Below are 16420 nucleotides of genomic sequence, written 5' to 3'. Positions count from 1 at the left end.
AGACTAGCTGTTCGATAATCGAACTCCCCGAGAGAACAGATATGTCTGCCTATTTAACACTGCGGCAACGGGCCATGACCCGTCGCTTCTGGGCTTACGCCCTCCCCTCCATTCTTGCCATGCTGGTCTCGGGGGCCTACTACCTCATCGACGGCATCTTCGTCGGCCACTATGTCGGTGCCGCTGGCCTCGCCGGGATCAACCTGGTCTATCCGGTCATCATGGTGCTGATCGGCCTGGCCGCCATGATCAGCATGGGGGCGGCCACCGCCATCTCCTTCCAGCAAGGGGCGAAAAACGACAAGCTGGCCCGTCAGGCGCTGGTCAACGCCCTCTGGCTGCTGGCCGGTCTCGGGGTAGTTGCGCCGGTGCTGCTCTATTACACCCACACCGATATCCTGCTGGGACTGGGGATTGAACAGGGCACCGAGACCTGGAAACAGGCGAGTGACTACCTCACCTGGATTGGCGGCGGTACCCTGCTGCTGGCCAGCAATCTGGCAGTACCCTATCTGCTGCGCAACGATGGCCGCCCGAAGCTGGCCATGGTGCTGGTGAGCAGCGGCGCCGTGCTCAATATCATCCTCAACTACATCATGGTGGGTCGGCTGGGGCTGGGACTAATCGGGACCGCGCAAGCCACCCTGATGGCAGAGGGTGCGGTGAGCCTGATCGGCCTAGGCTACTTCTTTACCCCCTGGGCGCGGCTGCGCCTCAGCTGGCGGGATCTGGTGCCCAACCTCCCCGCCATGCCGCACCTGCTCTTTACCGGTCTGCCGAGCCTGATTGCCCAGTTCAACCTCGGCCTGCTGCTGATGCTGCACAACAGCCAGCTGATGGTGTACGGCAATGTGAAGGATCTGGCGGGCTTTACCGTGGCCGGTTACACCGAAGCTGTCTTTATCGTCATTCTGCAGGGGCTGGCGTTCGGCATTCAGCCGCTCATCAGCAAAGCAGCAGGGGCCAAGCGCCACCGCAACCTCAAGTACCTGATGGAGATGGGGCTCAAGTTCACCTTTATCTACGGCATGCTGGTGTGGCTCACCATCCAGCTGCTACCGGGACAGGTCGCCATGCTCTATACCGGCGACAAGGATCCCGAACTGCTGGCCGCCGCCATCAGCAGCCTGACCCTCAACCTCGGCGCCATTCCGCTGGAGGGGATCATCATGTTCGGCATAGTGCTGCTGCAATCCATGGCGCGTACCCGTCAGGCGCTGGTCATCTCCATCGCCAAAACCGTGTTGCTGCTGCCGCTCATCTTCCTGCTGCCGCAACTGTGGGGGCGTGATGGGGTGCTGATGGCCCAGCCCGCGACCGTGCTGCTGCTCACCCTGCCGCTCTGCTGGCTGCTGTGGCGCGAGTGGCTGCGCCTGAAGATGGCCTGCGCGCCAAAAGCCAAACAACGCCCACAACCGGCCCGCGCACGCGCCGCCGTCCAGCTGGCCCGTTAAGGCTACCCATCCCGCGTAGCAATAAAAAACCGGCATCCATTGATGCCGGTTTTTGCTATATGGGCTGGTCTGCCTGCCCTTACACAAAGATTCAGGCCAGCACTGCACCCCCACTTATGCCAATACTTCTGGCCTGAGCTGGGCCATCAGCCCCGGGTTGTCGGAGTAATCCACCGGGATCGCCACTACAGCAGGCCCCTCCACCGCCAGTGCGGCCCGCAGGGTGGCGCGCAGCTCGTCGGCAGAGCGCACCGCGAAACCGGCCGCCCCGAACGATTCGGCGTAACGTTTGAAATCGATGGGGCCAAAAGAGACGCCGGAGGTGCGGCAATACTTCTGCTGCTCCTGCATCGCGACCATGTTGTAGCCGTTATCGACCCAGATGATGTGAACGATATTGCTCTTGAGACGCACCGCCGTCTCCAGCTCCATGCTCGACTGCATAAAGCTGCCATCCCCCGATACCGAGATCACCTTCTCACCCGGCCGCACCAGCGCCGCACCGATGGCCCACGGCAGTGCCACCCCCATGGTCTGCTGACCATTGGAGATCAGCACCTGACGAGCGCGGAAGCTGTAGAGGTAGCGGGCAATCCAGATATGGAAGCTGCCCATGTCGACGCAGAGAGTCATGTCGTCGCGCACCAGATCCTGCAGCTCGCGCACGATACGCAAGGGGTGAACCGGATTGCCGTGCAGATCATCGGCCCGCATCGCCAGTCGCAGTCGCTGCTGGCGTACCCCTTGCAGCAGCCGATCCACCTCGGGGGGACGGATTTTCGGATTGCCCATGATGCGGGTCAGCTGCAACAGGTTGGCGCGGATCGACCCCACCAGCTCGGCGGTCGGGCAGTAGCTGCTGTCGATATCGGCGGGCAGCACGTCGATATGGAGGATGCGCCGCTCCCTGTCGCCATTCCACAGCACGGGGTCGTACTCGATGGGGCTGTAGCCGATGCAGATCACCAGATCGGCCCCTGCCAGCAGTTGATCCCCCGGCTGGTTGTTAAAGAGCCCGACCCGTCCGGCAAAGTCATCGAAGTGGCAGCTGTCCACCACCCCGGCGGCCTGATAGGTACCGGTCACCGGCAGCCGCGCCTTGTCGAGGAAGGCGCGTACCGCTTCGGCATTCTCCGGCCGGCTCGCCATCAGGCCGAGCAGCACCACCGGATTCTCGGCGTTGCGCAGCAGGGTCAATGCCTGCTCCATATTCTGCTCATCGGCGCAGCCCGGCTCCGGCACTTCGCGGGGCACCAGCACATTGCCCTGCACCGGCTTGTTGATGATGTCCATCGGCAAGCTGACAAACGCCGCCCCCGGCCGTCCCAGCTCGGCGGCGCGAAAGGCGTTGGCCATCACTTCCGAAATTGCCGCCCCGCTGTTGACCTGGGCGCTGAACTTGGTGACCGGACGGCAAAGGTTGACCGTATCCATGCTCTGGTGGGTGAGCTTGAGGCCATCGGCACGGCGCACAGCACCGCCCAGCGCTACCATGGGATCCCCCTCCGAGGTGGCGGTCGCCAGCCCGGTAATAAGGTTGGAGCAACCGGGGCCCGAGGTGACCAGCGCCACCCCCGCCTTGCCGGTGAGGCGCCCCACGGCGGCCGCCATAAAGGCGGCGTTCGCCTCGTGGCGCACAACTATGGTCTCGATGGGGGAGTCCTCCAGCGCATCGAACACCCGGTCAATCTTGGCGCCGGGAATACCGAACACCTGCTTGACCCCTTGTGCCTCCAGATGACGAACCACCAGCTCGGCACCGCACTTCCACTGTCTGTTTTCCATGATATTGCTCCTTGTCTATTAGCCTTCGGCGGCCTGAATGGCGCGATCGAGATCGGCGGGGTTGAGGTCGGCCTGCCGGAAAGCGGGATCCGATGGCAGGGCCAGATTGAGGTGACGCACCACAGAAAGTCGCAGGGTGCCGTGGGCCATGGTGTAGTCGAGCAGATGGCCGCCCCCCTTGCGATCGGCGGTGATCATGTGCTCGTGAAAACCCGCCACATTGACCCCCTGCACGAACGGCGGGCAGCGAAAGCCCACCAGAGTTCCCGCCACCGCGGCAAAGCGGAATAGCGGCTGCTGTTCGATGGCTTCCAGCATGGGGCGATAGGGGGGCTCCTGACGCGGCACGGTACGGACCTTGGCTGTTTCAAACTGGCCGTCGAGGCGCAGGGCGACAAAGACGTTGTCGGATCCCACCAACCGATCCACCCACTGGTGGATCTCGTCACGGCTGAGGGGATGGTCGAAGCGACGCTCCAGACAGGGGCGAAAATGGGTCATCACCGCAAAGGGGGTCTTCTGATCGGCGCGGGCGGGCCGGGCCGAGCCATCGGAGCGCAACTGGTGGATCTGGCGCTCGAAGGCGATCAGCTCACCATCGAGGTGATTGAAGGTGCCGAGGCCAAAGTCGCCGTGGCGCAGCAGCTCGCTCATGGTGGTCTCCCCTTCGTAGACCCCCGCCAGCAGGGCGCTCATCAGGGAACTCTGGTAGATCTCGCCACCGTCATGCTGCCTGCGCCAGCGGGAAAACTGCTGGCTCACTTCGAGGGCACAGCTGCACCCGGCACTGTCAGATGTTGCAATATGTTCCATTCGGGTTTCACCTCCACCGTGAATCCTGTTAGCGTTCGGATCCAATGGTGACTTGGTTCACATTTCAACACCAATACGCTGATCCCATGACTTTGAGACTCAATCGATATGGAACTTCGTACGCTCCGCTACTTCATGGCCGTTGTTGAAAAACAGAATTTCACCCGCGCAGCCGAATCACTCAACATGGCCCAGCCGCCCCTGAGCCAGCAGATCCGCAAGCTGGAGGAGACCCTGGGCACCCCGCTGCTGCGCCGTTTGACCCGCAGTGTCGAACTGACCGAGGCGGGCGAAAGCCTCTATCGGGATGCGGCGCAGATCCTGGCGCTGGCCGATGCGGCAAAACTGAAGGTAAAGCGGATTGCCCGGGGCGAGCAGGGGGCGCTGCGGATCGGCTTTGCCGGCTCTACCGTGCTCCACCCCGCGGTGCTGACCCTGCTGCACGACTATCGGGAACGCTACCCCGAGGTGGCGCTCACCCCGCAGGAGGGCACCATGCCGGCACTGGTAGAGGCGCTGCGCCACGACCGGCTGGATGCAGCCATCTTGCGGCTCCCCTGCCGGGGCAGCGAGGGCTTTGCCCATCACCTTATCGAGCAGGAGCCGCTGCTGATCGCCCTGCCGACCAGCCATCCCAAGGCCAAGCCGGGCCCCTTGCCACTGACCAGCCTGAAGGACGAGAGTTTTATTCTGTTTCCCCACGCCATCGGGCCCGGGCTCTATGACGGCATCGTGGGCCTCTGTCGGGAGGCGGGGTTCGAACCGATACTGGGGCCTGAATGTCCGCAGGTGATCTCCACCGTCGGCATGGTGCAGGCGGGCTTTGGCGTGACTCTGGTGCCCAGCTCGGTGGCGGCGCTGCGCCCGCTCGGGGTCAGTTATCACCCCATTGAGGGCAACGGCATGATGACCAGCATCAGTCTGGCGACACGGCCACACCCAGGCAGTGCCGTGCTGCGGCACTTTATCGCCCAGATCCGTGCCGCCCAGATACAACAAGGCCTCCCGAAGGAGGCCCTGTTGAACAAGCTTGAACCGGTTTGATGACCAGCTTGCCTGATGCGACGGCTTATTTGACGGTACTGCTTATTTGACAGTCACGCGGGCAAACTTGCGCTTGCCGACCTGATAGACGGCGGTACCGGCACCGATGAGTGCCTTGCCATCTTCCAGCTTCTCGCCATCCACCTTGACCGCGCCCTGCTTGATCATCCGCAGCGCTTCGGAGGTGGTGGCCACCAGATCGGCCTCTTTCAGCAGGTTGGCAATGGCCAGACCTTCGCCTTCCAGAGCCAGCTCGATTTCCGGCATCTCGTCCGGAATGGCGTTCTTGGAGAAACGCTGGGTGAAATCTTCGTGGGCCGCTTCGGCCGCCGCTTCGTCGTGATAACGGGCGATGATCTCTTTGGCCAGCCAGATCTTCACATCGCGCGGGTTGAGGGTACCGGCAGCGATACCTGCCTTGAACTCTTCAATTTCAGCCAGCGGACGGAAGGAGAGCAGCTCGTAGTAGTTCCACATCAGATCGTCGGTGATGGACATGATCTTGCCGAACATCTCGCCCGGAGCGTCGTGAACGCCGATGTAGTTGCCTGCGGACTTGGACATCTTCTTGACGCCATCCAGACCCACCAGCAGCGGCATCATCAGCACACACTGGGTCGCCATGCCGGCATCTTTTTGCAGCTCGCGGCCCATCAGCAGGTTGAACTTCTGGTCGGTACCACCCAGCTCGACGTCCGCCTTCAGCGCGACCGAGTCATAGCCTTGCAGCAGCGGATAGAGGAATTCGTGAATCGCGATGGATTGGCCGCCGGTGTAGCGCTTTTTGAAGTCGTCACGCTCCATCATGCGGGCCACGGTCTGCTTGGCCGCCAGCTTGATCATGCCGGTCGCACCCAGCTCGCTCAGCCAGGTCGAGTTGTACTCGATGCGGGTCTTGGCGGGGTCGAGGATCTTGAACGCCTGCTCGGCATAGGTGAGGGCGTTGTGCTTGATGGCCTCTTCGGAGAGCGGCGGACGGGTGGCGTTCTTGCCGGAGGGGTCACCCACCATGGCAGTGAAGTCGCCGATCAGCAGGATCACTTCATGGCCCAAATCCTGGAAGGTCTTCAGCTTGTTGAGGATCACGGTATGACCCAGGTGAATGTCGGGGGCGGTCGGGTCCATGCCCAACTTGATGCGCAGCGGGCGCCCTTCCTTCAACTTGGCGACAAGTTCTTCTTCAACCAGAATTTCTTCCGCTCCGCGCTTGATCTCGGCTAGCGCCACCTCGAGCTGGGACATTTTTTGACTCTCCATCACGATTCCACAGGGCCAAACATATTACTGGAATGGCGGGCCAATTGGAAAGGCTGTAAAATCCGTCCATTCTGCCCGACTTCATCTGCTTCTCATGGTTATTTGGCACGCCTTCAACGCACTCCCCCACTGGCACCGCAAGATGGTGCTGATCTTGAGCATCATGATCATGATGCTGGCTGCCTGGCCAAGCGAACAGGCAGTAGCAACACGGGTCGATGAAAACGGCAACGAGATTGCCCTGCGGGAACCGGCTAACGATAACGCGCTGAACGACGAGCTGACTGCCGAAGCCGCCCAGCCCGTTACCCCGCCCAAGCCGCGCTACATCACCAAGCAGGTGAAGGTGCGCCGTGGCGACAACATGGGGGTGATCTTCCAGCGCATTGGCCTGAGCACCACGGATCTGCACCTGATCGACCAGCTCGAGGGCAGCGATCCCCTGCGCATGTTGCAACCGGGGCAGGAGCTCACCTTCAAGCTCACCGAGAACGGCGAGCTGCACAGCCTCTATTACCCCCACAGTCTGGAGCAGGCGCTCAAGGTGAGCCGCAAGGAGGAGACCTTTGTCGCTCGCAACGTCAAGATCGCCCTCGACACCCGCGAACAGGTGAGCAAGGGCGAGATCCGCTCCAGCTTCTGGGGCGCCGCGGTGGATGCGGGGATGACCGAAGATCAGATCATGGACTTGGCCGCCATCTTCGGCTGGGACATCGACTTTGCCCAGGACTTGCAGCCGGGAGACAGCTTCCGGGTGGTCTATGAAGACAAGTTCCGCGACGACGAGCGGGTCGCCTCCGGCGATATTCTGGCGGCGGAGTTCGTCAACCAGGGCACCGCCTACCGCGCCGTGCTCAATGAAGATGGCAACTACTACACCCCGGAAGGTAAAGCGATGCGCAAGAGCTTCCTGCGCGCGCCGGTCAACTTCAAATACATCAGCTCCAACTTCAACCCGCGCCGCCTCCATCCGGTGACCGGCAAGATCCGCCCCCACAACGGCATCGACTATGTGGCGCCGGTGGGCACCCCCATCATGGCGGCGGGCTCCGGCAGCGTGGTGGCCGCCGGTTACAACCAGTTCAACGGCAACTATGTCTTTATCAAGCATGCCGGCAACTATGTGACCAAGTACCTGCACCTCTCCAAGCGCACCGTCAACAAGGGACAGCGGGTGAAGCAGGGGCAGACCATCGGCACTCTGGGTGGCACAGGTCGCGTCACCGGCCCGCACCTGCACTACGAATTCGTGGTGGGCGGCATTCACAAGAACCCGCGCACCCTCACCCTGCCGCAGGCAGAGACCCTGAGCGGACGCGAGCTGGCCAACTTCAAAAAGCTGGCGATGCCGCAACTGGCCAAGCTCGACAACCCCGAGCTGCAGCTGGCCCAGAACAAGCGGGATAGTCGCGGCAACTAAGCCATCAGGGCTGGCAGGGTGAAAGCCCTGCCAGCCCCTTTTATTGAGCCCGCGCCAGGCAGTCAGATTGAAATGAGTCCACTTTCGGACATAAGATGAGATGGAACACCGGGAGCGGCATGTGGCACGGAAGCAAGGGCTTATCTATCCTGTCTCTCTCACTCTTTTTCCGGTCCGCATTGAGGATGCACCATGGTTGAGCGTTATATCGGTCTGATGTCAAAGACCACGCCATGTGGCATGGGATGAAAGCCGTCCCCCTCTTCACCCTCTCTGCACACCGCATTTTCAAGCAGCAATGTAAGGAGACACCATGGCTGAGCGCTATATCGGTCTGATGTCGGGAACCAGCATGGACGGCATTGATGCCGTGCTGGTGATGATCGCCGGGGATGAACTGCGGGTCGAAGCGGCGCTTTGTCACCCCTGGCCGCAAGAGACCGCCCGCACGCTGCATGCCCTCTGCACCCCGGGCGACAACGAAATCGACCGCATGGGGGTAGCCGATAATCTGGTGGCGCGAGAGTTTGCCGCCGCCACCCACGCGTTGCTGGCCAAGGCGAAGCTCGAGCCCAAAGATATTCGCGCCATCGGCAGCCACGGCCAAACCATCCGCCATCGCCCCCAGCTTGGCTTTACCCTGCAGATCGGCAACGCCGCCCTGCTGGCCGCCCTGACCGACATCGACGTTATCGCCGATTTTCGCACCATGGATATGGCCCTCGGCGGTCAGGGGGCGCCGCTGGTGCCCGCCTTCCATCAGGCGCTGTTTGCCAAACCCGGCGCCCTGCGAGTGGTACTGAACCTCGGCGGCATCGCCAATATCTCGGTGCTGCCGGGCAATCCGGGCGGGGTATATGGTTTTGATACCGGCCCGGCCAACACCCTGCTCGATGGCTGGTATCGCCGCCATCAGCCCCACGGCGGCAGCTATGACGCCGGTGGCAAATGGGCCGTCAGTGGCAAGCCCATCCCGGCCCTGCTGGAGAAGCTGCTGGCTCACCCCTACTTCGCCGCCCCCGCCCCCAAGAGCACCGGACGTGAGATGTTTACCCTCGATTGGCTCGATGGCGAGCTGGCAGGTACTTCATACGCCCCCGTGGATGTGCAGCGCACCCTGCAGGCGCTCACCAGCCACAGCATCGCCCGCCAACTGCCCGCTCGGCCCGAATCAGTCGGTGCCAGCCAGCCGAAAGCCGAGCTGTTTGTCTGCGGCGGCGGTGCCCATAACGCCCCCTTGCTGAAGGAGCTGGCCAGCCTGCTGCCTGCATGGCGCATCGCCAGCACTGCCGAGCTGGGCCTTGCCCCCGACTGGGTGGAAGGCGCAGCCTTTGCCTGGCTGGCCATGTGCTTTGTCCACCGCAAGCCGGGCAACCTGCCCGCCGTCACCGGCGCCAGCCGTCCGGCTGTGCTGGGTGCGCTTTATCCCGCCTGAGTGATGACAAGGGGGCTGCAGATCAGTGTGCCCCCTTGAACAGACGCACAACCTGTTGCCGGATCGGTGCAAACAGCGGGGGCTTTGGCGGCTCCAGATTGATATGGCGCCGCCCGGCACGAGTTTCACAGCGAAGCAGATTCTGGATGTAGTGGTGGTGGGATCGATGGATCAGCTGTGAAGCCTGATACGCCCACTGTCTGGGCACGCCCCACAGGGTGCTGGCAATCGCCCCGACGATGCAGAAGAAAGCGGGCTCCTGAATTCCCATCCGGCTGGCGTTCTCCAGCGCCTCCTTGAGCGAATTGGAGTGAGCAATACAGGTCATGATATTGACCATGAAGGCGTCGTAATCATCCTCCCCACCCTTGCCAACACGCGCCGTCAGGGTCGCCGCGGGTTGATAACCAAACTGATGGCCGATATTTTCCAACACCGTATTCCGCTGGCGGATCACCTTGCCATAAAACATCAGCATCACCATGCAGTCGATCGCCTTGCACAGCGCCTCGTAGTGGGGATGGATCTTCTTGGGACGCGGCGCCGTGGCGAGAGCCAGCTCTTCAGAGATGGCCAGCAGGCCCACAGGTACGGCGGTGCTGACAAACGAGAGATCAATCGACAGCTCCAGCCCCTCCTCCCCTTCCATGCGGGCCACAATCACATGTTCGCCAAACAGCCGACGCTGGCGCTCGATAAAGGCGCCAAAGACCAGATCACGAAACTGCTTTTGCGGATAAGGGGTATCGAGCAGGCTCTCGATGGTCATGATGGCGGCGGATACCCGGCCGCGCAGTCGGTAATCGGCAGGAATGGGAAAGCTCTTTCCCAGGCGAGGAGGTAACCGCTGCCCAGATGTTTGACAATACATATCGCCCAGAACGAAACCCAGCATAAATCCTCCGCAGTCAGGTAATGATGATCGCGACGCGATCTCGCTTGCCAATCCTGGGCAATGGCCTGCCGGTGCTTCGATGCTCTCCGTCAGGGCTCCTTGATTACCTTATTAATCATACGATTAATAGCGAGTGAAAAAAGCGACCTGACTCGCAATCACGCCACTAATTAACAGTTTCATCAAGAAACTATAAGAAGCGGTCGATAAATCCATTTTTTGACACATTTCCCTTTAAAAACAATACATTGAACTTTATTACTGCGAAATCATCTGAACTGTTCCCGAGCCCTGAAAACCATCCCAATCATCACAACCAGCCACAGATAAGAGGGAGATCAGACAAAGCCACAAAAAGTGGAAAAAGCGACGACGCGGGGCAACACCACCCATCGGGGGATGCAACCGGCGTGAAGAGAAGCGGATTGCCACCCCCTCCCCCTTCCTTATCCAGCACCACCTCTCATCCAACGTCACAGCTCCCGCACTCCGTCACGCCAACGCCATGCTCCCCACTCCTGTGCAGCAGAGGCAGATCCGCCGTGCAAATTCATGGCATAGAATTTTATGCCGTTAATAACAGATCCCGGCTGCCAGCAAAGCATCATCGAGTATGCCCGAATAATCATTAACAGAGAGGAATGCAAAAGCCGTGAATTATATTCCAGAGGTATCTTTAATTAGGTGGATATGCATATTCACGGGAATTTTCATAGCCCCTTAAAAAAGCTTAAAACAGATATCCATGCACCATGATATGCATTATTTGCACATCGGCGCATAATATTAACCCTTTATTCACACGCCAATATCCCGAAGAGGGGGAGAGCAAACCCAGTCAGGGCAAGGCCGTCCGCCGGTTCGGCACCATTTGCGCACGAATTGGCTACGATTGCGGGTGAATGGAATAGCAATGTGATTAAATTTGCACCCATTGAGCCATCTCATAGAAATGCAATCAGCGGTTTGCAACCCCTGATAGCCACTCATAGAATCGCAGCGTTTGAAATATCTACCCTGTCCTCTTCTCCCTTATTCCTCTCAGTAATTGATTGGAACACAAATAATAATCGGGGATGCCGCCGCTGGCGCAGTGGCCACGGCGTACAACAAGATGGGGTAAACCTGTACCTGAATGAACAACAAATATTAAAAAGAGGCATATCTATGAGTGGCACCATCATCAAGTCGGCAAGAAATACCCCCAATGCCCCCCAGGATCTGGGCCCCAGCACCCAAACGGTGGCGTTTTCACATTACAACAATATCTCCGCCCAGCTGCCGGTCGATCCCGCCACCGGCAAGATGGTGAGTGGCGATGTCACCGCGCAGGCCAGACAGTGCCTGAGCAACCTCAAGGCAATCATCGAGAGCATCGGCCATGTGATGGACGATATGGTCAAAGCGACCATCTTCCTGAAAGAGATGGCGGATCTGGAGGCGGTCAACGCCGTCTATCGCGAATTCTTCCCGGGCTATCTGCCGACCCGCACCACCCTCGCCGTCGCCGCCCTGCCGCTGGGCGCGCTGGTGCAGATCGATGCCATCATCTCCAATGGCGAAGGTACCTTCCCGCAAGATCCTTGCCCGCTGATTAAACTGGCCCGCAACAGTGACAAGGCGCCGCACAATCCGCTCTCCACCCATACCGTGGCCTTCTCCCACTACAACAATATCGGCGCCCAGCTGCCGGTCGATGCCGCCTCGGGCCAGCTGGTTGCCGGTGGCATCAAGGAGCAGGCGGGCCAGTGCCTGCGCAATATCAAGGCGGTGCTGGAGAGTATCGACGTGTCGTTTGACGATATCGTCAAGGTCACCGTCTATCTGACCGATCTGGCCGACCTGGAGGCCGTCAACGAGGTCTACACCACCTTCTTCCCCGACTCCGCCATTGCCCGCGCCGTGGCCTATCTGCCTGCCCGCTCGGTGGTCAGTGCCGCCGCCCTGCCCATGGGGGCACGGGTGCAGATGGATGCGGTCATCTCCCACGGTGACGGCACCCCGCCACAACTGGTGGAAGACAGACACAATCTGGTGATCCGCGCCCGCAATACCGACAAGGCACCGCGCAGCCCGCTCCATTGCCAGACCGTCGCCTTCTCCCACTACAACCATCTCTCTGCGCAGCTGCCGATAGACCCCGCCACCGGCAAGATCCTGGCTGGCTGCATCAAGGAGCAGACCGCCCAGTGCCTGAGCAATATCAAGGCGATTGTGGAGAGCATCGGCCATGTGATGGACGATATCGTCAAGGTCAATATCCAGCTCGGCAATATCGCCGACCTTGATGCGGTCAACGCCGTCTACACCAAATACTTCCCGGGTTATCTGCCTGCCCGCACCGTGATTGGCGTGAGCGAGCTGCCCGCTGGCGCCCTGGTGCAAATGGATGCGGTGATGTCCAACGCGGAAAGCACCCCGCCGCAGGCGTAAAGGTTGCGGAAATAAAAAAGAGACCGGCTATATGCCGGTCTCTTTTTACATGCCAGACAAAGGGGTAGCCCCTCAGCCCTCGATATCGCGGTTCCTGATCGCCACTCTGACCGCCTCTGCCGTGGTGGCTACACCGAGTCGACGGCGGGCACTGCGCAGATGGTTCTCGACCGTGCGCACCGAGAGTTTCAGGGTGGTGGCGATATCGGCATGGCGCCAACCCCGGGAGACCCACTCCAGCACTTCGCGCTCGCGCCCAGTGAGGCCACGCTCGTGACCCGCTACCGGCATCTCCATCAGCCGACGGGCAGCATGAAAAGCCGCCACCGCGATCAGCGCAAGGCCAACCCGAGTGTGGGCACTGGCATCGATCTGATCGCCGCCAAAGCTCATCGCCCCTTCCAGTCCCAACGGCCCATAGACGGGTACCTGCAAGCCATGTCGGCCCGGCCCCTCAGGATGGCGAACGATACGGTACTGCTCGCCAGCAGCGCCAACCGTTTTGCTCCAGAAGAAGGGCTGGTCTCGCTCCCTGATATGCATCGCCATCGGGCACTCGCGCATATAGGCATGCAGGTCGACCGCCTCGCCGCTCTCCAGCCACTCCCCCTCCAGCCAGTAGAGATGCTCGACCACCCCCTCCTCGCTGGCACTGATGGAGAAGAGCGCAAAGCGGTGATACCCCAGCGGGGTGGCAAAGGCGCGCACCAGTTGCTGGATCTCCTCCAGCCGCTGGCACCCTTCCAGCGCCACCGCGACCTGCAATGCATTCGCTGGCGATGACGACAACCTCATCGCTTGGCAACCGTCTCCAGCAAGGTGGTGGCGGCCAGCTTGCCGAGGTTATTACCAGCCAGCGGGCTGTCACCGGTCAGCAGATTGCGATCCCGGCACACCTCTCCCGAGATGCCGTTGTTGACGATCTCAAAGCCAATCTCTTTGAGCTTCTCGCCAAACTTCCAGGTAAGGTGGCCAGGCATATAGCCAATTGCCGGGGTCTGGGCATCCAGCTCGTCGGGGAAGGCGCAGATCTTGTAGCCCGCGAAGGTCTCTGGATTGGCCACCGCCAGCAGCGCAGCAGGCCCGTGACAGAGGGAGATGATGAAGCGATCGTTGGCCATCGCCCACTCCAGCAGCGCTTTCACCTCGGCACTCTGCGGCAACCCCATCAGGGCGCCGTGGCCGCCGGGAATAAAGACGCCGATATAGTCCGAGTCGGCGGCCAGCGCCAGCTTCAGCAGGTCGGCCAGCTTGGCCGGTTGGCGGAACTGCGCCTGATATTTGGCATAGAGCCCCAACACCTCTTCATCTTCGCCGGGCATGGCCCACCACTCGAACTTGACCGGATTGCCGGAGAGGGTGGCCACGTCAAAGGCAAAGCCCGCCTTGTCGAGGTGATACATGGGGAGCAGGGTTTCGACCGGATGGTTGCCGGTGGAAAACAGGGTGCCGTTGTCGGTGGGCAGATAACGCTCATCGGCCCCGATCAGCAGGATCTTCCAGCGCCCCTCCCGATAGGGAGCGGGATAGTCGGCCCCGGCAAGGTCAGATTTGCGCGAGGTGAACTGGCTCAGGGAGTAGGGCGACGGGAAGAAGGCATTCTGCTCTGCCGGATCCGGGGTCGGTTGTTTATCGTCAACAAGCATGTCGGTCATGGGTCAGGCTCCAGTAGTGGTGGACTCGGTCTCACAGTATTGACTGTCAGAGACCAAGTAAATGAGGGTTTTCCCTCAACCGCCATGACTATGGCAAGAGGTGTGACCACGCTGCGACAAAACCTGAACAGAATCCCCGCCAGACTTAGGCCATCGCGGCAAATGCCCTGACGATGGCATCCATGACCGCCCTGACCCGCGCGGCATGCTGCACATCCTGATGGGTCACCAGCCACACATCGTAGGATTGCTGTAACTGCCGCTCGGGCCAGACCCGCACCAACCCGGCTTGCTCTGCGAGCGGAACCGCCACCTCGCCAAGCCCCAACCCCATCAACAGGGCCTGACGCAGCATCAGGCTGGTATTGACCCCCGCGGCGACCGTAGCCCCCTCGGCCGCCTCTTCGAGCATCATTGGCGAGCGAGCGCTCTGCCAGTGGGGCTCATACACCACCAGCGAATGGCCCGCAAAACCGGTGCCCGCTTCGGGAATGCCATGGCGAGCCAGATAGTCGGCGGAGGCATACAACCCGACCGGCCAGGAGGCCAGCTTGCGAATAATCAGGTCGGGATTGTCCGGCTTCACCGTCCGGATCGCGATATCCGCTTCCCGCAGGGACAGATTGAGCACCTGGGTCGAGGTATTGAGGATGACCCTGATATCGGGATAACGCTGATGCAGCTCGGTCAGGGCCGGTATCAAAAAATCCATCCCCAGGGTGTCTGTGGTCGCCACACTGACCTCCCCGACCAGGCGGTTGTCGACCCCTTGCGCCGCCCGCACGAAATCAATGGCAGCCAGCTCCATCTGCTGGGCGCTGGCCAGCACTATCTCTCCGACATTAGTCAGCACATACCCCTTGGATGTACGGAGAAACAGCGTGGCCGCCAGACGATGCTCCAGTGCGGCAATCCGTCTGCCAATGGTGGCCTGATCGACCCCGACCACACGGGCGGCGCCCCTCAGGCTCCCTTCCCGATGCAACGCCAGAAAAATTTTCGCATCATCCCAGTTCATCACGACTCCCGATTGAAATGCATTTTTGCATTGCAGGTGAGGGATAATACTGCGTTTATTCATCAGCAATCTCCACTATCTTGGTGCTCATCCCATCCGGGGAACCTCATATCACCTCGTTACAAGGAGCCGCTGATGCATAACGCCTATTCCATTCCCGCCACCATGAACGCGGTAGAGATTACCCAGCCAGGTGGCCCCGATGTCTTGCGACTGACCACCCGCGCCACACCAACGCCCAAGCCCGATGAGGTTTTGATCCGGCACTATGCGACCGGCATCAATGGGCCGGATGTGATGCAGCGCAAAGGGCTCTACCCGCCTCCGGCAGGGGCATCGGATATTCCCGGGCTGGAGGTCGCCGGGGTCGTGGTCGCCAAGGGGGAGCAGGTGGAGCATCTCAAGGTTGGCGACAAGGTCGCCGCGCTGATTTCGGGTGGCGGCTATGCCGAGTACAGCGTCGCCCACCAGAGCAATGTCCTGCCCCTGCCGCCCGAATTGAGCTTTGTCGAAGCCGCGGCACTGCCGGAAACCTTTATGACGGTCTGGTCAAATATGTTTGAACGGGGCCAGTTTAAAAAAGGCGACATCATCTTGATTCATGGCGGCGCCTCCGGCATCGGCACGACCGCCACCATGCTGGCCAAGGCATTTGGCGCCGCAAAAATCATCACCACGGTCGGCTCACCCGAGCAGCAGGCCGCCAGCATCAAGCTGGGCGCGGATGTGGCCGTGCTCTACAAGAAGGAAGATTTTGTCGAGGCCGTGCATGCGGCCACCGATGGGCATGGCGCCGACATCATTCTCGATATCATTGGCGGGGAGTATGTCGCGCGCAACTATGCGGCGGCCGCCATCAATGGCCGCATAGTCCAGATCGGCATTATTGCGGGCGCCGCCCCCAATCTGGATCTGTTTCCCATGCTGCAAAAGCGGCTGACCCATATCGGCTCTACCCTGCGCTCGCGTACTCCGCAGGAAAAAGCCGATCTGATCGCCCAGCTGCAAACTCATGTCTGGCCATTTATCGAAAGGGGCAAGGTCAAACCGCAGGTTTACCAGACCTTCCCGCTGCATGAGGCCGCCGCCGCCCACCATTTGCTGGATTCAGGCCGTCATATCGGCAAGCTGGTATTAACCATGGCACCCTTGTCGTCAGATTGATAAGGCCCATGGTGGAGCAGGCCGAGGTGGATGCGGTGATGTCCAAC

General features: G+C 60.7%; 13 protein-coding genes. 6 read left to right on the top strand and 7 right to left on the bottom strand.

Annotation, left to right across the window (positions count from 1 at the left end; translation table 11 throughout):
- The first annotated feature begins 41 nt into the window (after positions 1-41).
- Positions 42-1454 carry an MATE family efflux transporter gene (locus tag AB5Y82_RS05535; protein ID WP_139464143.1) on the top strand — a complete coding sequence of 471 codons (1413 nt, stop codon included), beginning with the start codon at positions 42-44 and terminating at the stop codon, positions 1452-1454.
- Between the two features lie 114 nt (positions 1455-1568).
- Here the strand turns inward: AB5Y82_RS05535 and alsS are convergent, their stop codons facing one another.
- Entirely contained in the window at positions 1569-3239 is a 1671-nt protein-coding gene (gene alsS, locus AB5Y82_RS05530) for an acetolactate synthase AlsS (protein ID WP_042081073.1), read from the bottom strand.
- A gap of 18 nt (positions 3240-3257) precedes the next feature.
- Positions 3258-4052: an acetolactate decarboxylase gene (budA, locus tag AB5Y82_RS05525; RefSeq protein WP_005338506.1), complete on the bottom strand. Its 795-nt coding sequence runs from the start codon at positions 4050-4052 to the stop codon at positions 3258-3260.
- Between the two features lie 108 nt (positions 4053-4160).
- Between budA and AB5Y82_RS05520 the strand changes: the two genes are divergently transcribed.
- On the top strand, positions 4161-5096 hold the full coding sequence (locus AB5Y82_RS05520) for a LysR family transcriptional regulator (protein WP_159143224.1): 936 nt from the start codon (positions 4161-4163) through the stop codon (positions 5094-5096).
- 42 nt (positions 5097-5138) lie between these two features.
- Here AB5Y82_RS05520 and tyrS read toward each other — a convergent pair whose 3' ends face one another.
- Entirely contained in the window at positions 5139-6338 is a 1200-nt protein-coding gene (gene tyrS, locus AB5Y82_RS05515; RefSeq protein ID WP_005347884.1) for a tyrosine--tRNA ligase, read from the bottom strand.
- A gap of 109 nt (positions 6339-6447) precedes the next feature.
- On the opposite strand from tyrS, the gene AB5Y82_RS05510 reads away from it, so the two are divergent.
- Both AB5Y82_RS05510 and AB5Y82_RS05505 read left to right on the top strand, forming a co-directional pair.
- Positions 6448-7773: a peptidoglycan DD-metalloendopeptidase family protein gene (locus AB5Y82_RS05510; protein ID WP_111901543.1), complete on the top strand. Its 1326-nt coding sequence runs from the start codon at positions 6448-6450 to the stop codon at positions 7771-7773.
- Between the two features lie 313 nt (positions 7774-8086).
- A complete protein-coding gene (locus AB5Y82_RS05505) occupies positions 8087-9208 on the top strand; it encodes an anhydro-N-acetylmuramic acid kinase (RefSeq protein WP_368173752.1) in 1122 nt (373 codons plus the stop codon).
- 22 nt (positions 9209-9230) lie between these two features.
- Here AB5Y82_RS05505 and AB5Y82_RS05500 read toward each other — a convergent pair whose 3' ends face one another.
- Positions 9231-10103, bottom strand: coding sequence for a hypothetical protein (locus AB5Y82_RS05500; RefSeq protein WP_111901545.1), 873 nt, complete (start codon positions 10101-10103; stop codon positions 9231-9233).
- 1167 nt (positions 10104-11270) lie between these two features.
- Between AB5Y82_RS05500 and AB5Y82_RS05495 the strand changes: the two genes are divergently transcribed.
- Positions 11271-12536, top strand: a complete 1266-nt coding sequence (locus AB5Y82_RS05495) for a RidA family protein (protein ID WP_111901546.1) — start codon at positions 11271-11273, stop codon at positions 12534-12536.
- A gap of 72 nt (positions 12537-12608) precedes the next feature.
- Here the strand turns inward: AB5Y82_RS05495 and AB5Y82_RS05490 are convergent, their stop codons facing one another.
- From AB5Y82_RS05490 to AB5Y82_RS05480, 3 genes are all read right to left on the bottom strand, one after another.
- Positions 12609-13331: a PA1136 family autoinducer-binding transcriptional regulator gene (locus tag AB5Y82_RS05490; RefSeq protein ID WP_100654319.1), complete on the bottom strand. Its 723-nt coding sequence runs from the start codon at positions 13329-13331 to the stop codon at positions 12609-12611.
- The gene (gene hchA, locus AB5Y82_RS05485; RefSeq protein WP_111901547.1) at positions 13328-14191 is read right to left on the bottom strand and encodes a glyoxalase III HchA; all 864 of its coding nucleotides are present in this window, start codon (positions 14189-14191) and stop codon (positions 13328-13330) included. The genes AB5Y82_RS05490 and hchA overlap by 4 nt, the downstream gene beginning before the upstream one ends.
- Before the next feature lie 145 nt (positions 14192-14336).
- Positions 14337-15209, bottom strand: coding sequence for a LysR family transcriptional regulator (locus tag AB5Y82_RS05480; RefSeq protein WP_150996685.1), 873 nt, complete (start codon positions 15207-15209; stop codon positions 14337-14339).
- 135 nt (positions 15210-15344) lie between these two features.
- Between AB5Y82_RS05480 and AB5Y82_RS05475 the strand changes: the two genes are divergently transcribed.
- A complete protein-coding gene (locus tag AB5Y82_RS05475) occupies positions 15345-16373 on the top strand; it encodes an NAD(P)H-quinone oxidoreductase (RefSeq protein WP_368173751.1) in 1029 nt (342 codons plus the stop codon).
- Positions 16374-16420 lie beyond the last annotated feature (47 nt).

Origin of the sequence: Aeromonas sp. s13 (assembly GCF_040907905.1) — a bacterium.
In the GTDB taxonomy this organism is placed as follows: domain Bacteria; phylum Pseudomonadota; class Gammaproteobacteria; order Enterobacterales; family Aeromonadaceae; genus Aeromonas; species Aeromonas veronii.
This window is presented reverse-complemented; position numbering and strand designations above follow the sequence as displayed.

Bases quoted from the DNA above. Each gene is read 5' to 3' on its own strand.
- AB5Y82_RS05535 (WP_139464143.1), top strand. From the start codon at position 42: ATGTCTGCCTATTTAACACTGCGGCAACGGGCCATGACCCGTCGCTTC.
- alsS (WP_042081073.1), bottom strand. From the start codon at position 3,239: ATGGAAAACAGACAGTGGAAGTGCGGTGCCGAGCTGGTGGTTCGTCAT.
- budA (WP_005338506.1), bottom strand. From the start codon at position 4,052: ATGGAACATATTGCAACATCTGACAGTGCCGGGTGCAGCTGTGCCCTC.
- AB5Y82_RS05520 (WP_159143224.1), top strand. From the start codon at position 4,161: ATGGAACTTCGTACGCTCCGCTACTTCATGGCCGTTGTTGAAAAACAG.
- tyrS (WP_005347884.1), bottom strand. From the start codon at position 6,338: ATGTCCCAGCTCGAGGTGGCGCTAGCCGAGATCAAGCGCGGAGCGGAA.
- AB5Y82_RS05510 (WP_111901543.1), top strand. From the start codon at position 6,448: ATGGTTATTTGGCACGCCTTCAACGCACTCCCCCACTGGCACCGCAAG.
- AB5Y82_RS05505 (WP_368173752.1), top strand. From the start codon at position 8,087: ATGGCTGAGCGCTATATCGGTCTGATGTCGGGAACCAGCATGGACGGC.
- AB5Y82_RS05500 (WP_111901545.1), bottom strand. From the start codon at position 10,103: ATGCTGGGTTTCGTTCTGGGCGATATGTATTGTCAAACATCTGGGCAG.
- AB5Y82_RS05495 (WP_111901546.1), top strand. From the start codon at position 11,271: ATGAGTGGCACCATCATCAAGTCGGCAAGAAATACCCCCAATGCCCCC.
- AB5Y82_RS05490 (WP_100654319.1), bottom strand. From the start codon at position 13,331: ATGAGGTTGTCGTCATCGCCAGCGAATGCATTGCAGGTCGCGGTGGCG.
- hchA (WP_111901547.1), bottom strand. From the start codon at position 14,191: ATGACCGACATGCTTGTTGACGATAAACAACCGACCCCGGATCCGGCA.
- AB5Y82_RS05480 (WP_150996685.1), bottom strand. From the start codon at position 15,209: ATGAACTGGGATGATGCGAAAATTTTTCTGGCGTTGCATCGGGAAGGG.
- AB5Y82_RS05475 (WP_368173751.1), top strand. From the start codon at position 15,345: ATGCATAACGCCTATTCCATTCCCGCCACCATGAACGCGGTAGAGATT.